The organism is Flagellimonas sp. (assembly GCF_965222555.1).
GTDB lineage: Bacteria > Bacteroidota > Bacteroidia > Flavobacteriales > Flavobacteriaceae > Flagellimonas.
The window spans coordinates 123,019-143,470 of sequence record NZ_CBDCUG010000005.1 but is presented as its reverse complement, the minus strand read 5'-3'; the positions used below and the strand labels follow the sequence as shown (position 1 = coordinate 143,470).

The following is a 20,452-nucleotide window of genomic DNA, read 5'->3' as shown; positions in this document are numbered from 1 at the left end:
AAGGCGCTAGAGCTCTTTTTTTAAGGTTTTGATATCAGCTATCAATTGGGAAATGGCCGTTTTGTTGAGTCCGTTATAGATTCCTCGGATATGTCTTTGTTTGTCGACAAGGATAAAGTTTTCGGTATGGAGAAAATCGTCTTCCTCTTTGGGAATACCCAAATCCTCCTCTACAAAATAGGCAAACCTCCCAAGGTCATAAATTTCCTTTCGGGCTCCAGTGGCCAAATGCCATTTATTGGGCAACACACCCTTGGCGTCTGCATAGTTTTTTAAAATGGATACAGAATCGTATTCCGGTGTTACCGAATGGGACAACAACAATACATCGTTGTCGTCCTTAAAAGCATCTTGGACCAAAGACATATTTCGAGTCATTTTAGGGCAAATGCCCGGACAAGAGGTGAAAAAGAAGTCGGTCACGTATATTTTATCGGCGAAGGTCAGTTCTGAAATGGTATCTCCGAACTGATTGACCAGCGAAAATTTGGGAATGGTATGCATGCCCCAAATGGAATCGTTTCCGGGTGTTATCCATTTTGGAGTAAAAGAAGGGTCATCATAAAAAGGCAATATATGTACCCTGCTCTCCCTCTCCGCATTTGTTTCTTTACAACTGGAGAGCAGGGCTGCTATCAACATCAATATGATCTTGTTAAAACTAACGTTGTACCACTTCATCCTTAAGTTCATAGCAAAGATTTGAACGTTTTAATCCAAAAAACCGACCATTTTTGGCTTCATAATTGGCATATAGCTTGCCAGTTTTTAACCAAGCTTGCTGCAAACCTTCTTCAAATCCATTGTTGAGGTGCGTTTTGCGAGCCAATTGACCGTTTGGATACCATTTCTTCTGTACTCCATTCCGAATTCCCATAACATAAGTGGATTCCGTACTTAAAACGCCATTGGGCCACCATGATCTAGAGGTGCCATCCAATTTATTGGCATTGTAAACCATCTGGGCCCTCAAAACCCCAGAATTGAACCATTTTTTGGCGATACCTTCCTTTTTGCCTTGGGAATAGCCGGTTTTAGTGGCAAGAATGCCATTTTTATGATATTCCACCGCATATCCGTCAAAGGGAAGGTTTAAATAATACCATCTACCTGCTGTCTGATCTAATTTCAACTCACTTTTGGGGACCTCTGTTTGTTTGATGTATCTCTTTCTGGTATGGTTTTGCGAACAGCTTTCAATAAAAAGTAGACAAAGTGTACAAACAGAAACCAGTTTAATTGATGGCACTTGGAGTGCCTTGATAATCTCCTGGGAAAATGACATAATATTGATTTAAGTAAAGTTCATTCTCTATATGATAATGGTACTCTTCCTCCGTGGCATACTGGGTTGTGGAAGTATGCCCACCTGAAGCATCCAAATCACTGGGATAATCCCCTGTGGAATCACATTTTCTTCCATAGATGAAGAATCCGTCTGCTAAAATTCCAATAAGTTCCCCATCATCTTCCGACCAAGCAGTTGGTTCCAAATGATAATGATACTCAGCAGGGCCAATATGTCCACCAGTGTAATCTAGACTTACGGCAGCATCATTTAGCGCTCCATTGCCCTCCTGATCATTGAAGATTGCTGCTCCGCTTACAGCAATACCGATGGCACCCATATTGGTAGAAGTGCTGCTTGAAGCTTGCTGTGGATTTTGTGGCACCCTTAGGGTAGCATCTGCATTGAAGTTGGGAATAATACTTGGAGTGGTTTCCACATCTGGTTCATCAATATATAGATCTTGGCCATTTCCCCAGTATACAGTAGTGTGGTTGGGGAGTCCGTTGGTCTCAATCACCACATTGGAACCTTCCAGATAAATGTCAGTATTGTTTTCATCAAACGCTGCAAAAGCGGCATGTAACTCACCAGTGGTTTCCTCATCAGCTTCGACATCATCAATATCTTCACTATCCGAACTACAGGCAATAAAACCAACAAAAAGGAATGAAATACCTGCTAAAATTGTGGGGAATTTGTACTTGATCATAGACTTTTTCATAACATATAATTTTATTATTGCTTTTTTGGCCCTCTTTTGGGTTTCGGGGCTTTTTCAAATTCCTCTTCGGTTAAGAGGCCATCTTCATTTAGATCAATCTTGTCAAAATGTTTTTCCAAAGGACCCTTGGCTTCCTCTTTGGAAATTTTCCCATCTTCATCTGCATCCATTTTTTCGAGAAGTACTTTAAAGGAAGGAGGGCCTTTACGTTCGCCTTTTTTATCTTGTTTTTGTGCTGATAAATTGCAGGAGACCAATATTCCGATAACTCCTAAATAAATGCCTAGCTTCATGGATTTACGCATCATAATTCAATTGTTTTGCTTTTTTGTTTTAGATGCGAGTCTTTTCAAAAACTTGTGCATACCGATTATTTTTTTCTCTTTTTATTCTAAAAAACCTTCTAAATTGCATGAAGATTAACCACGCAATTTATTGGAAGACAAGCAGTTTTTAGCGGATCTTAAAGATCACAAACAGTCTGCATACAGTAGGCTGTTGGACGAGTATCAGTCCAAGGTCTTCAATACCTGCATATCATTTGTCCCCAATAAGGAAGATGCAGAGGACATTGCCCAAGAAGTTTTTGTGGAGGTATATAATTCCATTAAAAAGTTTAAAGGAAATTCCAAGCTTTCTACATGGATATACAAGGTTTCGGTAAACAAGAGTTTGGAATTTATACGGAAGAAAAGCGCTAAAAAGCGATTTGGTTTTATGCAATCCATTACAGGGGGAGATATTCCAATGGACCGTTCCAGCTATTTTACCGAGTTTAACCATCCAGGAATTCAACTGGAAAATAAGGAGAAGAGCGAAACGCTTTTTAATGCAATCAATAGATTGCCCGAAGCACAAAAAGTGGTGTTCACATTGCACAAGATAGATGGGTTGAGTTACAAGGAAGTTAGCGAGATCACCGAAAAAAGTGTGTCCTCTATTGAATCATTGTTGTTCAGGGCCAAGAAAAATTTGAAGAAGATTTTAACTGTTTACTATAAAAATGAGCCATAGACCGCAAGGTTGGATAAAAAATTACATCTAATTAATATAACGTTAACAATTATGGATGGTAAAAAAATTACGCAGCAAAAAATAGATGAGGTTTTGGAAACAGCTTCCCAAATTGACACTGTCGATACCTCACCATTTTTTAAGGACAAGGTGCTTTATCGATTGGCCAATGTGGAAGAGGAGAAAGAACCTTATTTTCCATTGGGATGGTTCACCCCAAAATACCAGGTTGCTGCCCTGTTCCTCTTTGCAATTCTGAATATTGTGGCTATCTACACATATCGTTCTTCAAATCAACAGGAGCAAATAACTGCTTTTGCTGAAGCTTTTGGTCTTTCAACTTCGGATGACGAATCATTTTTAAATTAGGGGATGATGAAAAAAAATATACTCCTTGCAATTTTGTTGATTTTTTTAATGGTGATGAATGGCGTTCTCCTGTTTTTACTATTGAACAAACCTGAAAAAAGAAAAGGCCCGCCGGGAACATTTATTTCAAGCCAACTTGGATTTGACCTAGGGCAACAGTCCGATTTTTTGGAAATTGATAGAATACACCATCTAAAAATGAGGGAGATAGGTAATCGCTCTAGAAACCTGAAGGAATATCTCTTTGCCAACATGGACGACGTTGATTTCACTGATAAAAAATTGGATTCCATTACCGATTTGATTGGGAAATTGGGTGCGGAAAAAGAAAGAGAGGTTTTTAGTTATTTTAAGCAAATTGAAAGTATTTGTAACAAAGAGCAAAAACTTAAATTGGAAAGTATTCTTCAACAAGCACTTAGAAGGGGTCCTGGACCCGGGCCTGGACATGGCCCTCCAGGCCCACCACCACATTGATAGTACTTAAAATTTTGATTTATCGCACAAGTTTTTGAAAAGATTCGCATCTAATCATAATACAGGCTTACAAAGTTTGGAGTTGTGTTCATTTTTTGGCAATAAACGGAGTAACCTGCCATGTTTTTGATTGGGGATTAGATTTTTTGGTTATTGAAGGCCTGGGAACATTGGTTTCTGGGCCTTTTCTTCTGCTATCCTTTTAGTATTGGTTTTTGCATTAACTTACTGTTGTAATGCGAATTAAAACATTTCGACCTAAAAGCTAGTATCAACTAACTCTAAATACCGAACCAAACATGTCACAAAAGCTTATTGAGATTGCCAAAGTTTCCAACCTTGAAGAGAAAAAACCAGCTTACGCCTTAGTCAAAAACACGGATTTAGTCATTATAAAACATGAAACTGGGATATCTGTTTTATATGGCCGTTGCCATCATCGAGGTGCTCTTTTAGCTGATGGACATGTGGATGGACAGAATCTGATTTGTGGTGTGCACGGATGGGATTACAGGTATGACACGGGTATCAGTGAATACAATAATGATGAACAACTCCATAAATTCCAAGAATATATTGAGGGCGATTCACTTCAGGTTGATGAGAACGAGGTGGCCGCTTTTGAAAAAGAACACCCGCAACCGTTTGACCGAGAGACTTACTTGGGCACTTATGCCGACACGCATCCTGAAGACACCGAACCGTACACGGGATATATTAAAGAATTGGCTAGAAATGGATTGAAGAATTTGGGCCATCATGGATTTTCAGCCTCCATGGGAGTGGATAGAAATACGCTTCCCAAATGGAGTGACATCCAATTTTTACCGGCCCAATTGGCAACAAGACCTTTGTTGGACCATGAAGAAGTCGCCACCAAAGTGACCATTGGCCCAAAAGCAAAAAAACCGTTGATATTGGACATTCCGCTTTTTGTGAGTGATATGAGTTTTGGTGCTTTGTCCCAAGAAGCCAAAATAGCATTGTCCAAAGGGGCAGAGATGGCCGGAACTGGAATCTGTTCGGGAGAAGGAGGTATGCTGCCCGATGAACAAAAGAACAACTCTAGATATTTTTATGAATTGGCCTCGGCACAATTTGGTTTTTCTTGGGATAAGTTGGACAACGTACAGGCTTTTCACTTTAAGGGAGGTCAAGGAGCCAAAACGGGTACCGGAGGACATCTGCCAGGAAACAAAGTAAGTAAGGAAATTGCCGAAGTACGTGGCCTAAAAGAAGGCCAAACCGCAATTAGTCCTGCTACATTTCCTGATTTTCATGGAGTGGAGGACTTTAAGTCCTTCGCCGAAAAAGTAAGGGAGCGAACTGGTGGAATTCCCGTGGGTTTTAAAATTGCAGCAAGCCATATTGAAAAAGATATTCAATTTGCGTTGGATGTTGGTGTAGATTATATCATTTTGGATGGAAGGGGAGGAGGAACCGGTTCCGCGCCCACCATTCTTCGTGATAATATCAATGTGCCTACAATTCCCGCACTGGCCAGGGCCAGAAAATATTTGGATAAAGTTGGAGCAAAAGACGTAAGCTTGGTCATTACCGGTGGGTTACGAATTGCAGAAGATTTCGCCAAGGCCATGATGCTTGGAGCGGATGCCATAGCGGTTTCCAATTCGGCCATTCAGGCGGTAGGTTGCTTGGGAATGAGGGCATGTGGAACCAATAATTGCCCTGTGGGTATAGCAACACAAAAAGAAAATTTACGAAGTAGGTTGATCATTGAAGCTTCTGCCAAGCAACTCTATAACTTCTTTACGGCTACCAATGACCTGATTAAAGTGGTGGCACGTTCATGTGGATATGATGATATTTCCAAGTTTAATCATGATGACCTGTCAACCTTCAACAAGGATATGCACCAGTTATCTGGAATCAATTATGCGGGTGTGCAGTAAGGCTATTTGTATAAGGAAAATGCTTCCTGAAAGAAATTGACAGCTGTTTTTTCGGTTGTGCCGGATGTTTTTAATATTGCACCTTTAAAACCATCATTTTTCCATTCACCTTGAGCAAGGTTTTTAAATGTTGAGGTGTCAATCCCATCATGGCCATGATATCCGCTGATATAGAAATAATGCCCGTTGACCATACTATCTGGAATGGCCAGACCCAAGCCGATGGATTTGCCTGAACCATCATTTAGTACCACAAATGCCCCAGTATCAAAATGGTGTGGCCAAATACGGATATCGGATTCCAGATTTTCTTTTTGCAAGAAAAATTCCAAAGCATTTTGCGCCAATGTTCGGAGATTGGTCAATTTTTGTAATTCTTCGGAATTTGGATCGCCAAACTTAAAACTGCCTTCATTGGAGTAGGGCAGGTCATAGTGCAGATCATAGACGTATGGTTTAGAAAGTTTGGATTCCACAGCTATTTTCGAAATCCATTCCACAATTTCACCATGCGATTTACCCTTAAGGGTAAACGTCTCCTTTTTGTCCTTTGAAACCCAGTTCAATGAAAAATGGTCATACTGAAAAGCCAAATAAGTTCCAGATTCATCTAAACCCCATGTGCGTAATGTATGATCTTCAGAGAAAAAGCCAACATTGGTGTGGCTGTCATCAGATTTTGCTTCCAGAAAGCTTTTACCTGCCGTGGCCAAATATTGGGATGCCAAATGTACTTGTGCTAGTGTGTCCATGCTATAAATGTATGGAATCTTAGTCGTGTCAAATACAATTGATTACAAAAGAGTGTCAGGACTTAACAGCTGATTGCTTATTGATTATGGCATCCATGATTATGGGTGCATGAATCCGAGAATTCTCAATAAACCATTTATGAGTTTCCATTCCACCGCAGATTACTCCGGCCAAAAACAAACCTTCAATGTTGGTTTCCATGGTTTCGGGATCGTAATTGGGAAGACGTTTTTCATCCTGTGAGAGTTCAATCCCCAGTTTTTCCAAAAACTCAAAGTTGGGCATGTAACCAGTAAGTGCCAATACAAAGTCATTTTCCAATGTAACCTCCCCCTCTGGTGTATCAAGGATAAGCTCCGTAGGTTTTATTTCCTTGACATTGGAATTGTAGTAAGCTTTTATGCTTCCTTCCTCAATTCGGTTGATGATATCCGGACGGACCCAATATTTGACCCGTTGTCCCACCTCTGGCCCCCGAATGATCAAAGTGACCTCCGAACCTTTACGCCAACACTCCAAAGCAGCATCTATGGCCGAATTGCTCGCCCCGACCACAGCCAATTTTTGACTGGCATAAAAATGCGGGTCTTTATAGTAATGCGATACCTTGGGTAAATCCTCTCCTGGCACATTGATCTTGTTTGGTAAATCATAAAACCCTGTGGCTACGACGATATTTTTGGCCGAATACTGTCCTTTATCTGTTTTAACGGTGAAAATTTGGGCCTGCTTTTGTACTTCCAAAACTTTCTCAAACAGATGGATATTGAGTTGGTTTGATGTCACAATCCGACGGTAGTACTCCAACGCCTCATTACGTTTGGGCTTGGCTTCTTTGCTGATAAAGGGAATATCATCAATCTCCAATCGCTCCGAAGAGGAAAAAAACTGCATATTGATGGGATAGTTGAACAAGGAGTTCACTATAGGCCCCTTTTCAACAATGAGATAGGAAAGTCCTTTTTTCTTGGCTTCAAGACCACAGGCAATACCAATAGGGCCTCCTCCAATGATCAATACATCAAGTTTTTGCATTAATTGATGATTTCTTTTAGATTTTTAATGATGTCGATGGGATTTTCACTTTTAAACACAAAACTGCCTGCAACCAAAACATCCGCTCCGGCATCCACCAACTTTTTGGCATTGGTCGCATTTACCCCACCATCAATTTCAATTAGAGCCTTGGAATTTTTCTTTTCGATGATATTTTTTAGGTCCGAAACCTTTTGATAGGTGTTTTCGATAAAGGATTGTCCCCCAAAACCAGGATTTACGCTCATCATACAGACCAAATCGATATCTTGGATGGTATCTTCCAGCAAGTTTACGGAGGTATGTGGGTTCAACGCCACTCCTGCTTTCATGCCTTCAGCTTTTATGGCCTGTAAGGTTCTATGAAGGTGGGTGCAGGCTTCATAGTGAACAGTGAGGTTATTAGAACCCAAATCTGCAAAGGTTTTAATGTATCGGTCTGGGTCGACAATCATTAAATGAACATCCAAAGTTTTTTTTGCATGTTCGGCTATGGCTTTAATCACAGGCATTCCAAAGGAAATATTGGGAACGAAAACACCGTCCATGATGTCCAAATGAAACCAATCGGCTTCACTTTGGTTTACCATTTCCGAATCACGTTGAAGATTGGCAAAATCTGCTGCCAATAGGGAAGGAGCTACTAATTTTGTATTCATTTGTGCTTTATATGCGTACAAAAATAAGCAAATGAAGTGGGTTTAGAGGGCTGTTCTGTTTCCTAGAGCCAATAGGTAGCCTTTAACACTATGGACCTGTTTTTTATCCCCAAACCAGTGGTATCATGATTTTCATTGAAGATGAGAAAAATGTCGGACATTGGGCTATATCGCCATTGCAAACGGGAAAAAACACTAAAATTATCTCCTTGGGTATTGTATTGGACCACATTTCTCCATGATAATTTGTTGGAGAAGCTGATGTCTCCATTAAATCGCATTAAATGAATTTTATCCTTTCCAAAACTTTCCGCCAAACGTACATCGTTGTAATCATAGGTAATGCCAAAACTACCCCAAGGTCTAAAACGAAGTGAACCTTGGATCATGGCACCTGACCGGGTTCCGTTAAAAAACTGTCCGTAGTTAATGTTAGTATTCCAAACAAAAGTCTTTCTAACATCCGAACTGTACCGAAGCTCCGACCAAGCAAATGAATAGTCGCCAATTGGTATTGGGGTATAATCATCACCAAGCAAAGAGGTTGGAAACAATAAATCTACCTTTCGATAACGGGCCAATAAAAGCATCCGTGCCGTATTCTTATATTCAAAATCATATCCAACATTATTTTGACTTTCATTAAATGTTCCATCGGAGTTTAAATACAAGTTGTGCCAGGTACGCAATCCATGATAATTGAGTTTTTTGTCTTCGTCTTTGGTAAAAGTTAAATAACGCAACCATGGATTGATCAAGGTATAGCCCAAACGAACAGTTTCTTCCGTCTCAGCATTATAATTTTCTAAACGAGGGTTGATACCAAGTTCGGTAATGTAGTTATCACCAACTACATTTAAGGTCCAACCAGTCCGAAGTCTTTTGGAGCTATAGTAGCCATCCAAACCATAAAAATGGGTATCCTTATAGTTTTCAGGAGTTATTGAAGTATGGTATAAAAATGTGGTATTCAATTTTCCACTTTCTGAAACATAGCTAAACTCCAGGCCAGCATTTCTGGAATATTCCAGCTCAGGAGTTGTGCTGGTCGCTTGTCGATTAATAAATATACCCTTGATGACCGATCTTTTTAGTACTTTTTGTTGAAAAGCCCCTACACTATAGTTTTGGGAGGCATATTCCCCAATTTGCCTAGTTTGTACGTTCATGACCCCAATACGAAGGTTGGGGGAGATATTACCTGTCAATCTGCCGCCGAAATCAATGGGAACTGCATCACCTTCTATAATGCCTATTCTTCTTGAAAAGAAGGGCTTTATGTCGTAAGTCCCAAAATTTGAAAAGATATCGTTGTTTTCAAGAAAAAAGTTACGTTGTTCGGGTAAAAAGATGTTAAAACGGGTAATATTGGTTACCTGCTCATCAACATCTGCATTGGAAAAATCAGGGAACAGGGTAAGATCTAGGTTGAGGCTACTTGTCAGTGCAATTTTCACTTCACCCCCCAAGTCACTTTTCAGTTGTGCTTCTGTTTGATCTGTATCTTCATAATCCCGAACAGAGGAAGAGGTCACATAAGGATTTAAGATAAAAGCCCCTTTTGCTTTCTCTGGACTTTGATCCCATTCCAAAGATCCCATATAGTTCATACTGATACCGTTGAAGTTTACCGGAAACTGGGTCCAAGTAGTGTACATGTTGTTTTGCTTGTCCCCTCTTATAAAATTGATTCCCCAAGTTTGCTGATTGGCATTGTAACGCAATGTTTTAAAGGGGATGGCTATTTCGGTAAGCCAATAATCGGGAAATTGTGCAGTTTTGGAGACCCATTTGTTGTCCCAGTTTTCTGAAAGCCAGGTAAGGGAGCCTTCAATGGTTAAACTTCCTTCAATTTCTGCCCCTCCTGCTGTGACTCCAAACATAAAACCACTTTGTTTGGTATTTACAGGGTCCAAGGCCACAGAAAAATTATCACTCCCCCAGTAATCTTCATCCCTATCCCTGGTCAACGATTGTACAATACGTTCTCCATTGTCATAACACTTGGCCAAAATGTATAGGTTTTGGCTATCATAGGTCATTTTAACCTCTGTTTGGTTTTGGGCCTGACCCGTGTCGTTGGGCCAATGGTTGTAAAAGTTGGTGATGGGTGCGTGATGATTCCATTCATTTTCCCCAATGGCGGCATCCAAGGTAATAGGATTGGTGGTTTTTTTGATATGGTATTTATAGAGTGACCTTGTGTTACCGCCACCGTTTTGGGAAAAACTAAGTATTGGAATTAAAATAAAGATGATTATCCAAACAGTTTTCATAAGCTGTTCGTTTTTTGATGATGATGGCTCAAAGAACAGGCACCTTAAAACTATTCACAAGTGAATTTTGGGAATGTAGGCCTATAACTAGGAAACGACACTTAAGGGCAGTTTGGAGCCGAAAACGTATGTAAAAGTGTCATAAATGGGTTTGGAGTGACACTGAAGCTTGATTTAAGGAATGCTTAACACAAAAGGGATGATAATATTTGATTTTAGGCTAGTTGGAGCTTTTTTGAAGTATGCTCAAAGCCTGGGAACGATAGTTTCGTCCAATTGGCAGTTCCTTCCCTTTGACTTCAACCATAATACTATTGAAAGCGGCCACTTTTTTTGCCGAAATTATAAAGGACCTATGAATCCGGATAAATTTATTTTTCGGTAATTTCTCCTCAAGATAGCCTATGCGCTGGGTGGTCATTACCTCATTCTCATTGGTGTGGATGATTACTTTATCGTTTAAGCTTTCAATATAATTGATATCACATAGGTCCAATTTTATGATTTTTCTTTGTGATTTAATGTAGAGTAGTTCGGGTTCTGAGGTTTCCTGATCGGAAACTGTGTTTTTCTGGACCGTTTGCTCGTTAACCTCAAGGGCATTGCTACCCATAAGATATTTGTTGGCTTTGGATATGGTTTTCATAAAACGGGCCAAGGAAACGGGTTTTAGCAAATAGTCTATGGCATCCAGCTCAAAAGCTTTAATGGCAAACTCCCTGTACGCGGTTGTAAAAGCTACCAAAGGCTGGTGATCTAGGGATTCCAGTAGTTCCAAACCGCTAATTTTTGGCATCTTTATGTCTAAAAAAACAAGATCGATCTCCTCTTTTTGTAGGTGCCCAAATGCTTCTACAGCATTGGCGCAGACCGCAACAACTTCCAGTTGATCAATTTGATCCGCATGGTCTACAAGAACACTCCTTGCAAGGGGCTCATCGTCTACAATAATGCATTTAATATTTCTTGCCATTTGCATAACACCAGATTTAGGTACTTATACCGCTAAGATCAATCTCCAATTTAACCAAAAAACTGTCTGGTTCTTCCAATATTTTTAGCTCATGCTTATCTGGAAAAAAGAGTTCCAATCTTCTTCGCACATTTTTAAGGCCAATATTCTTATCACTATCCAAAACTTCATTGGTTTGTACTGGTGCCTTACTATTTTCCACCATAAATAGGAGTTGCTGGTCTTTTAAACGTAAATCAATGTTTATCCACGAATCTGAAATCAGGTTATCCGCCCCATGTTTAAAAGCATTTTCCACAAAAGGCAACAATAATAATGGTGGAATTAGACTTTCTTGGTTATCGTCCTTCAATTTGGTCGAAATCGTGAGTTTATCACCATATCGAAGCTTTTCCAGTTCTACCAAGTTCATTAATTGTTCCCATTCACGCTCCACGGTAATAAATTTATCATTGCATTCGTAAAGCATATAATCCAAGAATTTTGATAGGCCCAAGACGGAATCGGGTGTTTTTGTGGATTTTTTTAAGGAGAGAGAATAGATACTATTAAGTGTATTGAACAAAAAGTGAGGGTGGATCTGCGCTTTTAAGAATTTTAGCTCGGTTTCTATCTTTTCTTTTTCAAGTGCTTTGTTAATCTGGTCTTTTTGATAGTAAAACCGCTGCAATTTAATTGCCATTGCAACAAATACCGGTGTGTAAACTCTAATAAGCGAGTTCAATATTTTGGGGAAATACCAAACAGAATGGTCCCAATGATCTACTTCATCAGCATAGAACCAAGGGTACAGATAGCTCCAGGTCATGTATCGGTCTATCAAGGCCATACTAATGGCCAATATAACTGAAAGTACTATATATGCCCCCATTTTTTTGAGGTATAAGTACTTGGGCATCAGATAATAAAGTGTAATGTAGGTGGGGATGATTTTCCAGGGCAATAGGAACAACAATTGAAGGAATTGGTCCCAGTAATTACCCTCGTAACTTCCCCAAAAAACAGTATAAAATAATATATATCCCAACCAAAAAAGGATATGATAGGATATTCTATTCTTTGTATTTAAAATTTTGTCAATCATCCAATACACATTTTATCGGAAGCTATACTTTCTGCGTTACCCGATTTGTATAAAATAGAAAGATATTGGGCGTGAAAGTACAAAATAGCGCTAAGGATTGGGAGCCAAAACGGCAGACAACAGCTTTTTATGGTCAAATGTCTTGTTCTCTCCGTAAACGCATTCCATTCATATGCAAAAACAAATGAATGGTGTTAATAATTGTTTGTCAGTCTATTAAAGCAGATTCAGACAAAATTATTGGGTCACACCGAAGGATTTTTTTGCTGCACATCTTACACTGATTATTTGCGTTTAGCTCTTTTAAAGATAATAGGGTAGGATCAGGAAGCTCATATGCATCCGCAGCTTTATAATCAACTTGATAGCCCATATCTTGAAAGGCTCCAATGGACATTTTACTTATTGGATTGTCCTCATTATCAATGAATCCAGTCATCAGTTCATTGTCAAAAACAAGTTCACGCCAATGGCCATCCCGGGTTCCCTCGCCTCCTGTATTGGCCAAAGGAACTGTGTCCAATTCAGTGTTGTTTGCCAAGGTTTTGTACTCGTTAATGGCATTTTCACCTGTAAATTGTGGATTTTCCGTACCCTCTCCGGTTATTAGATTCAAAAACTGACTGGACCAAAGGGTGCCAAATCCCAAAACATGTCCCATTTCATGAATGATGACGTCTTTTAAGCTGTTTTCGGCCTCCAAACGTGCTAGATCGGCACTGTCAAACCGCATGATTCCTGTGGCAGGTAAAAAGCTTCCAGCCCTCAGCTGTGTTGGACCGGCCTGACCTAAAATTCCAGATGCGCCATCAATATTAGTACCCTGGGCATCAATTCTCACATCATCAATAATCTCACCATTGGCTAATTGAACCCTTGGTAATTCACCAGTAATAATTTTTTGCCACCTACATGCGGCGATGTCAAAAATCTCTTGTTGACTTGGGGTCAATCCTCCCAAGAACCTTACTTCTATTGAAAAACTCATACCTATACCTTTAGATTAATATGTAGCCCTAAATATTTACGTTGGAAATTGATGAAAGGGAAGTGATTGAAGAAACTTTAACAGGGAGTGGAGAATGGTGTCAATTTTTTTGACAATGTACTTAGGTATATAAATGAAAAAACTCCGGTAATCAGCCGGAGTTTATTCATCAATCAAAAAACGAACAGTCATGATAAACTGTTGTAGGATTACAAATTACAACTTTCTTGCCAAAAAACAAATTTAAGGTTTGTTTAACTGTAATTTGTGCGGATAATCTTATGATTATCCCAAATAAGTCTTTAATATTTTACTTCTAGAGGTATGTTTCAACCTTCTGATCGCTTTTTCCTTTATCTGGCGAACACGCTCTCTTGTCAAATCAAAAGTTTCACCAATTTCTTCTAAAGTCATGGAATGTTGCCCTGCCAAACCAAAATAAAGTCGGATAACATCAGCTTCCCTTGGGGTCAAGGTTTCCAATGCACGTTCTATTTCAGTACGTAATGATTCGTGCAACAATTCCTTGTCCGGATTTGGAGATTCCCCACTACGCAATACATCGTAAAGGTTAGAATCTTCACCATCGATTAATGGTGCATCCATAGATACGTGTCGACCAGAATTTTTCAGGGATTGCTTTACATCTTCAACGGTCATGTCCAATTCTTTGGCAATTTCCTCAGCGGAAGGAACACGCTCATGTGCCTGTTCCAAGAAAGCAAAAGTCTTGTTGATCTTGTTGATGGAGCCAATCTTGTTCAATGGCAAACGAACAATACGGGATTGCTCGGCCAATGCCTGAAGAATAGACTGACGGATCCACCATACAGCGTACGAAATAAATTTAAATCCACGGGTCTCATCAAAACGTTGTGCTGCTTTGATCAGTCCCAAGTTTCCTTCATTTATTAAATCAGGAAGGGTCAATCCTTGGTTTTGATACTGTTTTGCAACAGAAACCACGAATCTGAGGTTGGCTTTAGTTAATTTTTCCAAGGCTATCTGGTCTCCCGCTTTGATTCGCTGTGCCAATTCTACTTCCTCATCGGCAGTGATTAAATCCACTTTACCGATTTCCTGTAAATATTTGTCCAACGAAGCGGTTTCCCTATTGGTAACCTGTTTTGTGATCTTTAACTGTCTCATTATTTTCCCTTCAAATTAAATTTGTGAACCGAAGCTCATTAAGTTATACGTAGGAAAATGCAAAAAGTTACATTTTACTAAAATTTATTTGCTTTTTTGTTGTAAAAAAGGCCCCAAGCGGTGCTTGGAGCCTTTAAAATCTATTATTTGACTAAAAAATTAGTCTCTTTTCGGCTTTCTATCACGATTACCACCTCTACGGTCGTTGTTCCTGCGATCTCCACCTCTACGGTCATTGTTTCTAGGAGGACGTTCTACATAACCTTCTGGTTTTGGTAAAAGCGCTTTTCTAGAAACCTTTTCTTTTCTGGTTCTAGGATCTAACCCGAAGTATTTCACGTCAAAAACATCTCCCATGTTTACTACATCAGAAACGTTTTCGGTGCGTTCCCAAGCCAATTCGGAAACGTGAAGCAATACTTCGTTGCCTGGAGCTTCAGCATATTCCACTACAGCACCGAAGTCAAGCATCTTGATCACTTTTACTTCGTAAACGCTACCAACTTCTGGTTTGAACATTACCGCATCGATTTTGGCGATTACGGCATCGATACCACCTTGGTCAGTACCCAAGATTTCAACAATACCTTCTTCGGTGTCAGGATCTTCATTGATAACAATTGTAGTATTGGTCTCTTTCTGCAATTCCTGAATCACTTTTCCACCAGAACCGATTACTGCACCAATATATTCACCAGGAATAATTTTGGTAACAATTTTTGGTGCGTATGATTTTACCTCTGCATTAGGTGCAGCAATAGTATCGGTAAGTTTCTCAAGGATATGAAGTCTTCCATCTTTGGCCTGCATCAATGCTTTCACCAAGATTTCATAAGAAAGTCCTTTTACCTTGATATCCATTTGACAAGCAGTAATACCATCAGAAGTACCAGTTACTTTAAAGTCCATATCTCCCAAGTGATCTTCATCACCCAAAATATCGGAAAGAACGGCATATTTGCCAGAGTCGGTATCGGTAATCAATCCCATTGCTATACCGGAAACAGGCTTTTTCAATTGCACACCCGCATCCATCAATGCCATGGTACCGGAACAAACTGTTGCCATAGAAGATGAGCCATTGGATTCCAATACTTCGGAAACCACACGTACCGTATATGGGCAGTCTTCAGGAATCATCCCTTTTAATGCTCGTTGGGCCAAGTTTCCGTGACCTACTTCACGTCGAGAAGTTCCACGAATTGGCCTTGCTTCTCCAGTTGAGAAAGGAGGGAAGTTGTAGTGCAAATAGAATGTTTCTTCACCTTCATAAGATGGCATATCTATCTGGTTGGCTTCTCTAGATGTACCCAAAGTAACAGTGGCCAAAGCCTGTGTTTCACCTCTGGTGAAGATCGAAGAACCGTGAACAGATGGCAAATAATCGATTTCACACCAGATAGGTCTGATTTCATCGGTTTTACGTCCATCCAAACGAAGGCCTTCTTCTAAGGTAAGGTTACGAACAGCTTCTTTTTCAGCTTTGTAGAAGTATTTTGAGACCAAATCCCCAATTTCTTCCAATTCTTCTTCAGAAAATGTTGCTTTTACTTCTTCTTTAATAGCATCAAAAGCAGCGCTACGCTCATGCTTGGCAGAACCTGCCTTTGCAATGGCGTATACCTTATCGTAGGTAAGATCATGAACTTTCTTTTCAAGCTCTTCATCTTCAACTTCTGGCTCATACTCTCGGGTTTCTTTCTTTCCGAAAGCTTCTGCCAGTTTCAACTGTACTTCACACTGTACTTTGATGGCTTCGTGTGCAAACTTGATGGCCTCTACCATTTCCTCTTCGGAAATTTCGTCCATTTCACCTTCTACCATCATAACAGAATCTGCGGAAGCACCGATAACCATATCAATGTCCGATTCTTTAAGTTGTGCTCTTGTTGGGTTGATGATCAATTCACCATTGATTCTACCAACACGAACTTCTGAAATGGCACATTCAAACGGAAAATCCGAAAGTTGGATAGCCGCAGAAGCAGCAAGTCCAGCCATGGCATCCGGCATAACATCATCGTCATGGGACATTAACTGAATCATCACCTGTGTTTCGGCATGATAATCTTTAGGGAATAATGGTCTTAAAACCCTATCCACCAAACGCATGGTCAATACTTCACCATCACTTGGTCTTGCTTCACGTTTAAAGAAACCACCGGGATAACGCCCAGCAGCAGCAAATTTTTCACGATAATCTACCGTAAGCGGTAAAAAGTCAACATCGCTTTGTTTGTAATTGGAGACAACTGTACACAACAGCATACATTTGCCTGATTGGACAACAACAGAACCATGGGCCTGTTTTGCCAATTTTCCGGTTTCGATAGAAATTTCCCTACCGTCACCGAGGTCAATGACCTCTTTAAAAGTTTTTGGAATCATAGAATTAGTCTTACCCACTAAAATTTGCGTGGGTCGTTAAACATTTGGTCTACCGCCATCCGGACGGTCGGGTTGTGTTGTTGTTGTGTGTGCCAATGGCACTGACCAATGAAAAACTGTAGGCAGCTTTTTGTATTTGCCCAATCTTAAGATTGGGATTTAAGTACCAAAACGAGTTTGGCAAAACAAAAGGGGAAGCCAAGCCTCCCCTTTTTATTTTTATTTTCTAATACCTAGTTCTTTAATTAACTCACGGTATTTTACAATGTCTTTTTTCTTTAGGTAATCCAAAAGACTACGTCTTTTACCTACCAATTTTACCAAAGAACGCTCGGTGTTGTAATCTTTGTGGTTCTTCTTAAGGTGTTGTGTCAAATGGTTGATACGGTGCGTGAACAATGCAATTTGCCCTTCCGTAGAACCGGTGTTGCTCTCAGAGCCGCCGTGTTTCTTAAAGATATCGGCTTTTACTTCTTTAGTTAAATACATTCCAATATTTATTTAAATGATTTTTATGTATTGATTGTCTTTCAATCAGCGTGCAAAGATAACTCCTTTTTTAGAATGAAAAAATTTTAACCCTTTGATTAAACCTTTTGTTTTAAGATCGGTCATAAGACCAAACCCAAAAATTTAATCATTATGAAAAAGAATCTTAAACAATTTAATTTGACCAAAGTTGCTTCATTTTTTCTTGGAGCCTTGCTTTTGGTGGCAATATCGTGTTCAAAAGAAGAGGACTCCACAGAAGAACTATCAAGTTCCGAAGTGATTTCTTCTACAGAATTAAAATATAGTGATGAAACCGAATTGATTTCGGAAGAGGTTACTGCAATTGCCGAGGATGTGTATGCTTCCGATGAGATTTCGTTTGTTTCCAAAATACCGCATAGGTCGGATTTTCTTCCTGATTGTGTTACCATTACAACGGTGGTCACGGACACAACTAAAGAAAAGACCATTGATTTTGGAGCCGGTTGCGAATTGCCCAATGGAAATGTATTGAGCGGAATTATTAATCTCAGCTATGCAAAAGATATGGAATTGGCCACTAAGACATTGGTTTTAAATCTGGAGGATTTTACATTCAATGGTGTAGCTATTGAGGGAAGTGCCGATATTCTTCGTGAGCGTTCCAATGAGAACGAAAACCCGCAATCGACGGCCAATGCATCTTTTACTGCCACGTGGCCTGATGGTGATATTGCTTCCTTTGAAGGAACCCGTACCAGGGAGTGGATTGAAGGTTATGGTTCTGGTTTTTGGGGTGACAATGTTTTCTTGATTACTGGTAAGCGAACCTATGTAGGTAGGGAAGGCAATGTTTTTATCAAAGAAGTAATTACACCACTACGTAGGGAAATGGCCTGTAGGTTTATTGTAAGTGGAGTGTTGGAAATCACCAGAAATGACAATACGGCCAGTTTGGATTTTGGTGATGGAACATGTGACGCAGTTGGTATTCTGACTCAGCCCGATGGAACTGAAAAAGAAATATTCTTAAGACGGTTTAAGAAATAAGAATCCTAAAAAGGAAAATGGAGGAGAGGTGTAAAACCTCTCCTTTTTTATGCTTTAAAATGAATGAAACAATTTTATGTGCCAGAGTCAAATAAATTGGGAGTTTTCAAGTTTATAAGGAACCTTTTTTTATGTAAACTTTAAATTTATGAGAATAAAACTTGGAACATATTCACTTAAAATAAAGTCGTTTTCTGCTGGAGAACTTGGCCTGAAGGGTGCTGAAAATCTTAGTTTCAATATATATCAAAAGGTTTTCCATTTCTGGTATATCCCAATTTTTCCCGTTGAAAAGCATTGGAAAATAAAGGATAAGGAGACGAAGAAAGAATTTGCCGATACCACTCCCGAAATGCGCTCTGCCATAAACTTGAAAATGCTGAAAAAGCGTAGTCCCATTTGGAGCTATGCAGGTTCTATAGTTTTGGCTCTTCCCATTTTGTTTTTATTGGGTTATGTGATTTATGGAGCAGTTGATGTCTCCGCAGAGAATATTGGCAAGAGTTGGAGCAAGAATTCCAGAATATCTGCAAAAGAAGATTTAGTGGAAATACCCGAAATTGATGATCGGTATACTTTTAAGGTTATAGAGGTAGAGGCCGTTACAGATATGAATGGTCATATTGCCAAATATCAACCCAGTCCATATTTTTCACCCCAAAAAATGGATTTTATGGTTAACTATGTTTCCAAAGACTCTGTAGGTTTTGACTTTGTTGAAGATCAAGGTTTTGTAGTTTACGGAGATGATGTTAAAAAGGAATTTAGACTTTCCAAAAAAGCCCTATTGGGTGCAATTAAGGGATATAAAAATTTGAATATACTTAAACGTCCCAATGAAGAAGGGAGTAAGACCAAAAAACTGGCGGGTATCTTTCAAATAAAAAGACCAGAAAATCTAGAAGAAGAAAATTGATTTATAAAAGAAAAGCCCCGAATTTCGGGGCTTTTTTATGTTATACTCTCATGGGTTGATTGGTAATCAAATCAATGTACTGATTGATTTTCTTTTTCAAATCCCTTCGGTGGGAGATGAAATCCAAGAACCCATGTTCTTTTAAAAATTCCGATGTTTGGAAACCTTCCGGAAGGTCTTTTCCAACAGTATCCTTAACTACTCGTGGCCCTGCAAAACCGATCAGTGCTCCAGGTTCGGCAATATTGATATCGCCCAACATGGCATAAGATGCTGTGGTTCCACCAGTAGTTGGGTCTGTACATAATGATATGTAAGGAATCTTTGCCTCGGCCAACTGAGCCAATTTTGCCGATGTTTTGGCCAATTGCATTAATGATAATGCGGCTTCCATCATTCGTGCACCACCAGATTTTGAAATCATTACAAATGGAATCTTCTTCTTTTTGGCATGGTCAATGGCACGTGAAATTTTTTCACCTACCACACTTCCCATAGATCCACCGATAAAGCTGAAATCCATACAGGCGATGACCAAGTCCTTGCCCATGGATTTTCCAACCGCAGTGCGCACCGCATCCTTCAATTTTGTTTTTTGCTGTGCAGCCTTAAGTCTTTCAGAGTATTTTTTTGTGTCCACAAACTTCAAAGGGTCTTTTGCAGACAATTTTTCATCCAACTCTTTGAACTTGTTGTCATCAAAAAGAATCTCAAAATATTCCTTGCTGCCAATTCTTACATGATAATCATCTTCCGGACTTACATAAAAATTTTTTGCAAGATCCTCAGATTCAACGATTTTCCCAGTGGGGGACTTGTACCAGAGGCCTTTAGGTGTGTCCTTTTTTTCCTCGGTAGCTGTTTGTATTCCTTTTTCCTTTCTTTTAAACCAAGACGACATGGAATCAATATTTTGGTTAAACCG

General features: G+C 39.6%; 21 protein-coding genes. 6 read left to right on the top strand and 15 right to left on the bottom strand.

All coding sequences use genetic code 11. The annotated features are described in order from the left end of the window. Nucleotides 1-6: 6 nt before the first annotated feature. Genes ACOQO1_RS09225 through ACOQO1_RS09210 form a run of 4 tightly spaced genes read right to left on the bottom strand, consistent with a single transcriptional unit; the run spans nt 7 to nt 2,320 of the window. Nucleotides 7-693, bottom strand: coding sequence for an SCO family protein (locus ACOQO1_RS09225; RefSeq protein ID WP_420602585.1), 687 nt, complete (start codon nt 691-693; stop codon nt 7-9). Beyond that, on the bottom strand, nt 662-1,285 hold the full coding sequence (locus ACOQO1_RS09220) for a toxin-antitoxin system YwqK family antitoxin (RefSeq protein WP_420602584.1): 624 nt from the start codon (nt 1,283-1,285) through the stop codon (nt 662-664). The genes ACOQO1_RS09225 and ACOQO1_RS09220 overlap by 32 nt, the downstream gene beginning before the upstream one ends. Beyond that, entirely contained in the window at nt 1,236-2,012 is a 777-nt protein-coding gene (locus tag ACOQO1_RS09215) for a YHYH protein (RefSeq protein WP_420602583.1), read from the bottom strand. Before ACOQO1_RS09215 ends, ACOQO1_RS09220 begins: the two co-directional genes overlap by 50 nt. A gap of 14 nt (nt 2,013-2,026) precedes the next feature. Further along, on the bottom strand, nt 2,027-2,320 hold the full coding sequence (locus ACOQO1_RS09210) for an EF-hand domain-containing protein (protein ID WP_420602582.1): 294 nt from the start codon (nt 2,318-2,320) through the stop codon (nt 2,027-2,029). 127 nt (nt 2,321-2,447) lie between these two features. Between ACOQO1_RS09210 and ACOQO1_RS09205 the strand changes: the two genes are divergently transcribed. The 4 genes from ACOQO1_RS09205 (at nt 2,448) to ACOQO1_RS09190 (ending at nt 5,785) form a co-directional block, all read left to right on the top strand. Then, a complete protein-coding gene (locus tag ACOQO1_RS09205) occupies nt 2,448-3,026 on the top strand; it encodes an RNA polymerase sigma factor (RefSeq protein WP_420602581.1) in 579 nt (192 codons plus the stop codon). 51 nt (nt 3,027-3,077) lie between these two features. Further along, nucleotides 3,078-3,395, top strand: coding sequence for a hypothetical protein (locus ACOQO1_RS09200; RefSeq protein WP_420602580.1), 318 nt, complete (start codon nt 3,078-3,080; stop codon nt 3,393-3,395). 3 nt (nt 3,396-3,398) lie between these two features. Continuing rightward, entirely contained in the window at nt 3,399-3,872 is a 474-nt protein-coding gene (locus ACOQO1_RS09195; protein WP_420602579.1) for a hypothetical protein, read from the top strand. 299 nt (nt 3,873-4,171) lie between these two features. Next, a complete protein-coding gene (locus tag ACOQO1_RS09190) occupies nt 4,172-5,785 on the top strand; it encodes a glutamate synthase-related protein (protein WP_420602578.1) in 1,614 nt (537 codons plus the stop codon). Between the two features lie 2 nt (nt 5,786-5,787). Here the strand turns inward: ACOQO1_RS09190 and ACOQO1_RS09185 are convergent, their stop codons facing one another. From ACOQO1_RS09185 to rpsO, 10 genes are all read right to left on the bottom strand, one after another. Beyond that, the gene (locus tag ACOQO1_RS09185) at nt 5,788-6,537 is read right to left on the bottom strand and encodes a hypothetical protein (protein ID WP_420602577.1); all 750 of its coding nucleotides are present in this window, start codon (nt 6,535-6,537) and stop codon (nt 5,788-5,790) included. Between the two features lie 55 nt (nt 6,538-6,592). Beyond that, entirely contained in the window at nt 6,593-7,573 is a 981-nt protein-coding gene (locus tag ACOQO1_RS09180; protein ID WP_420602576.1) for a YpdA family putative bacillithiol disulfide reductase, read from the bottom strand. Beyond that, a complete protein-coding gene (gene rpe / locus ACOQO1_RS09175; protein ID WP_420602575.1) occupies nt 7,573-8,232 on the bottom strand; it encodes a ribulose-phosphate 3-epimerase in 660 nt (219 codons plus the stop codon). The genes ACOQO1_RS09180 and rpe overlap by 1 nt, the downstream gene beginning before the upstream one ends. A 62-nt stretch (nt 8,233-8,294) precedes the next feature. Beyond that, complete coding sequence (locus tag ACOQO1_RS09170; protein ID WP_420602574.1) at nt 8,295-10,508, bottom strand: DUF5916 domain-containing protein; 2,214 nt, start codon at nt 10,506-10,508, stop codon at nt 8,295-8,297. 220 nt (nt 10,509-10,728) lie between these two features. Then, on the bottom strand, nt 10,729-11,481 hold the full coding sequence (locus ACOQO1_RS09165) for a LytR/AlgR family response regulator transcription factor (protein ID WP_420602573.1): 753 nt from the start codon (nt 11,479-11,481) through the stop codon (nt 10,729-10,731). A 16-nt stretch (nt 11,482-11,497) separates the two neighbouring features. After that, entirely contained in the window at nt 11,498-12,565 is a 1,068-nt protein-coding gene (locus ACOQO1_RS09160) for a sensor histidine kinase (protein WP_420602572.1), read from the bottom strand. 208 nt (nt 12,566-12,773) lie between these two features. After that, nucleotides 12,774-13,553: a leishmanolysin-related zinc metalloendopeptidase gene (locus ACOQO1_RS09155; RefSeq protein ID WP_420602571.1), complete on the bottom strand. Its 780-nt coding sequence runs from the start codon at nt 13,551-13,553 to the stop codon at nt 12,774-12,776. 285 nt (nt 13,554-13,838) lie between these two features. Continuing rightward, on the bottom strand, nt 13,839-14,702 hold the full coding sequence (locus ACOQO1_RS09150) for a sigma-70 family RNA polymerase sigma factor (RefSeq protein WP_073180565.1): 864 nt from the start codon (nt 14,700-14,702) through the stop codon (nt 13,839-13,841). A gap of 159 nt (nt 14,703-14,861) precedes the next feature. Next, on the bottom strand, nt 14,862-17,090 hold the full coding sequence (locus ACOQO1_RS09145) for a polyribonucleotide nucleotidyltransferase (protein ID WP_420602570.1): 2,229 nt from the start codon (nt 17,088-17,090) through the stop codon (nt 14,862-14,864). A gap of 219 nt (nt 17,091-17,309) precedes the next feature. Continuing rightward, nucleotides 17,310-17,579: a 30S ribosomal protein S15 gene (gene rpsO, locus ACOQO1_RS09140; protein ID WP_420602569.1), complete on the bottom strand. Its 270-nt coding sequence runs from the start codon at nt 17,577-17,579 to the stop codon at nt 17,310-17,312. 153 nt (nt 17,580-17,732) lie between these two features. On the opposite strand from rpsO, the gene ACOQO1_RS09135 reads away from it, so the two are divergent. Both ACOQO1_RS09135 and ACOQO1_RS09130 read left to right on the top strand, forming a co-directional pair. Beyond that, a complete protein-coding gene (locus ACOQO1_RS09135) occupies nt 17,733-18,611 on the top strand; it encodes a hypothetical protein (RefSeq protein ID WP_420602568.1) in 879 nt (292 codons plus the stop codon). Between the two features lie 148 nt (nt 18,612-18,759). Next, nucleotides 18,760-19,527 carry a hypothetical protein gene (locus ACOQO1_RS09130; protein WP_420602567.1) on the top strand — a complete coding sequence of 256 codons (768 nt, stop codon included), beginning with the start codon at nt 18,760-18,762 and terminating at the stop codon, nt 19,525-19,527. Nucleotides 19,528-19,567: 40 nt separating this feature from the next. Here ACOQO1_RS09130 and accD read toward each other — a convergent pair whose 3' ends face one another. Further along, entirely contained in the window at nt 19,568-20,428 is an 861-nt protein-coding gene (accD, locus tag ACOQO1_RS09125) for an acetyl-CoA carboxylase, carboxyltransferase subunit beta (RefSeq protein ID WP_420602566.1), read from the bottom strand. Nucleotides 20,429-20,452 lie beyond the last annotated feature (24 nt).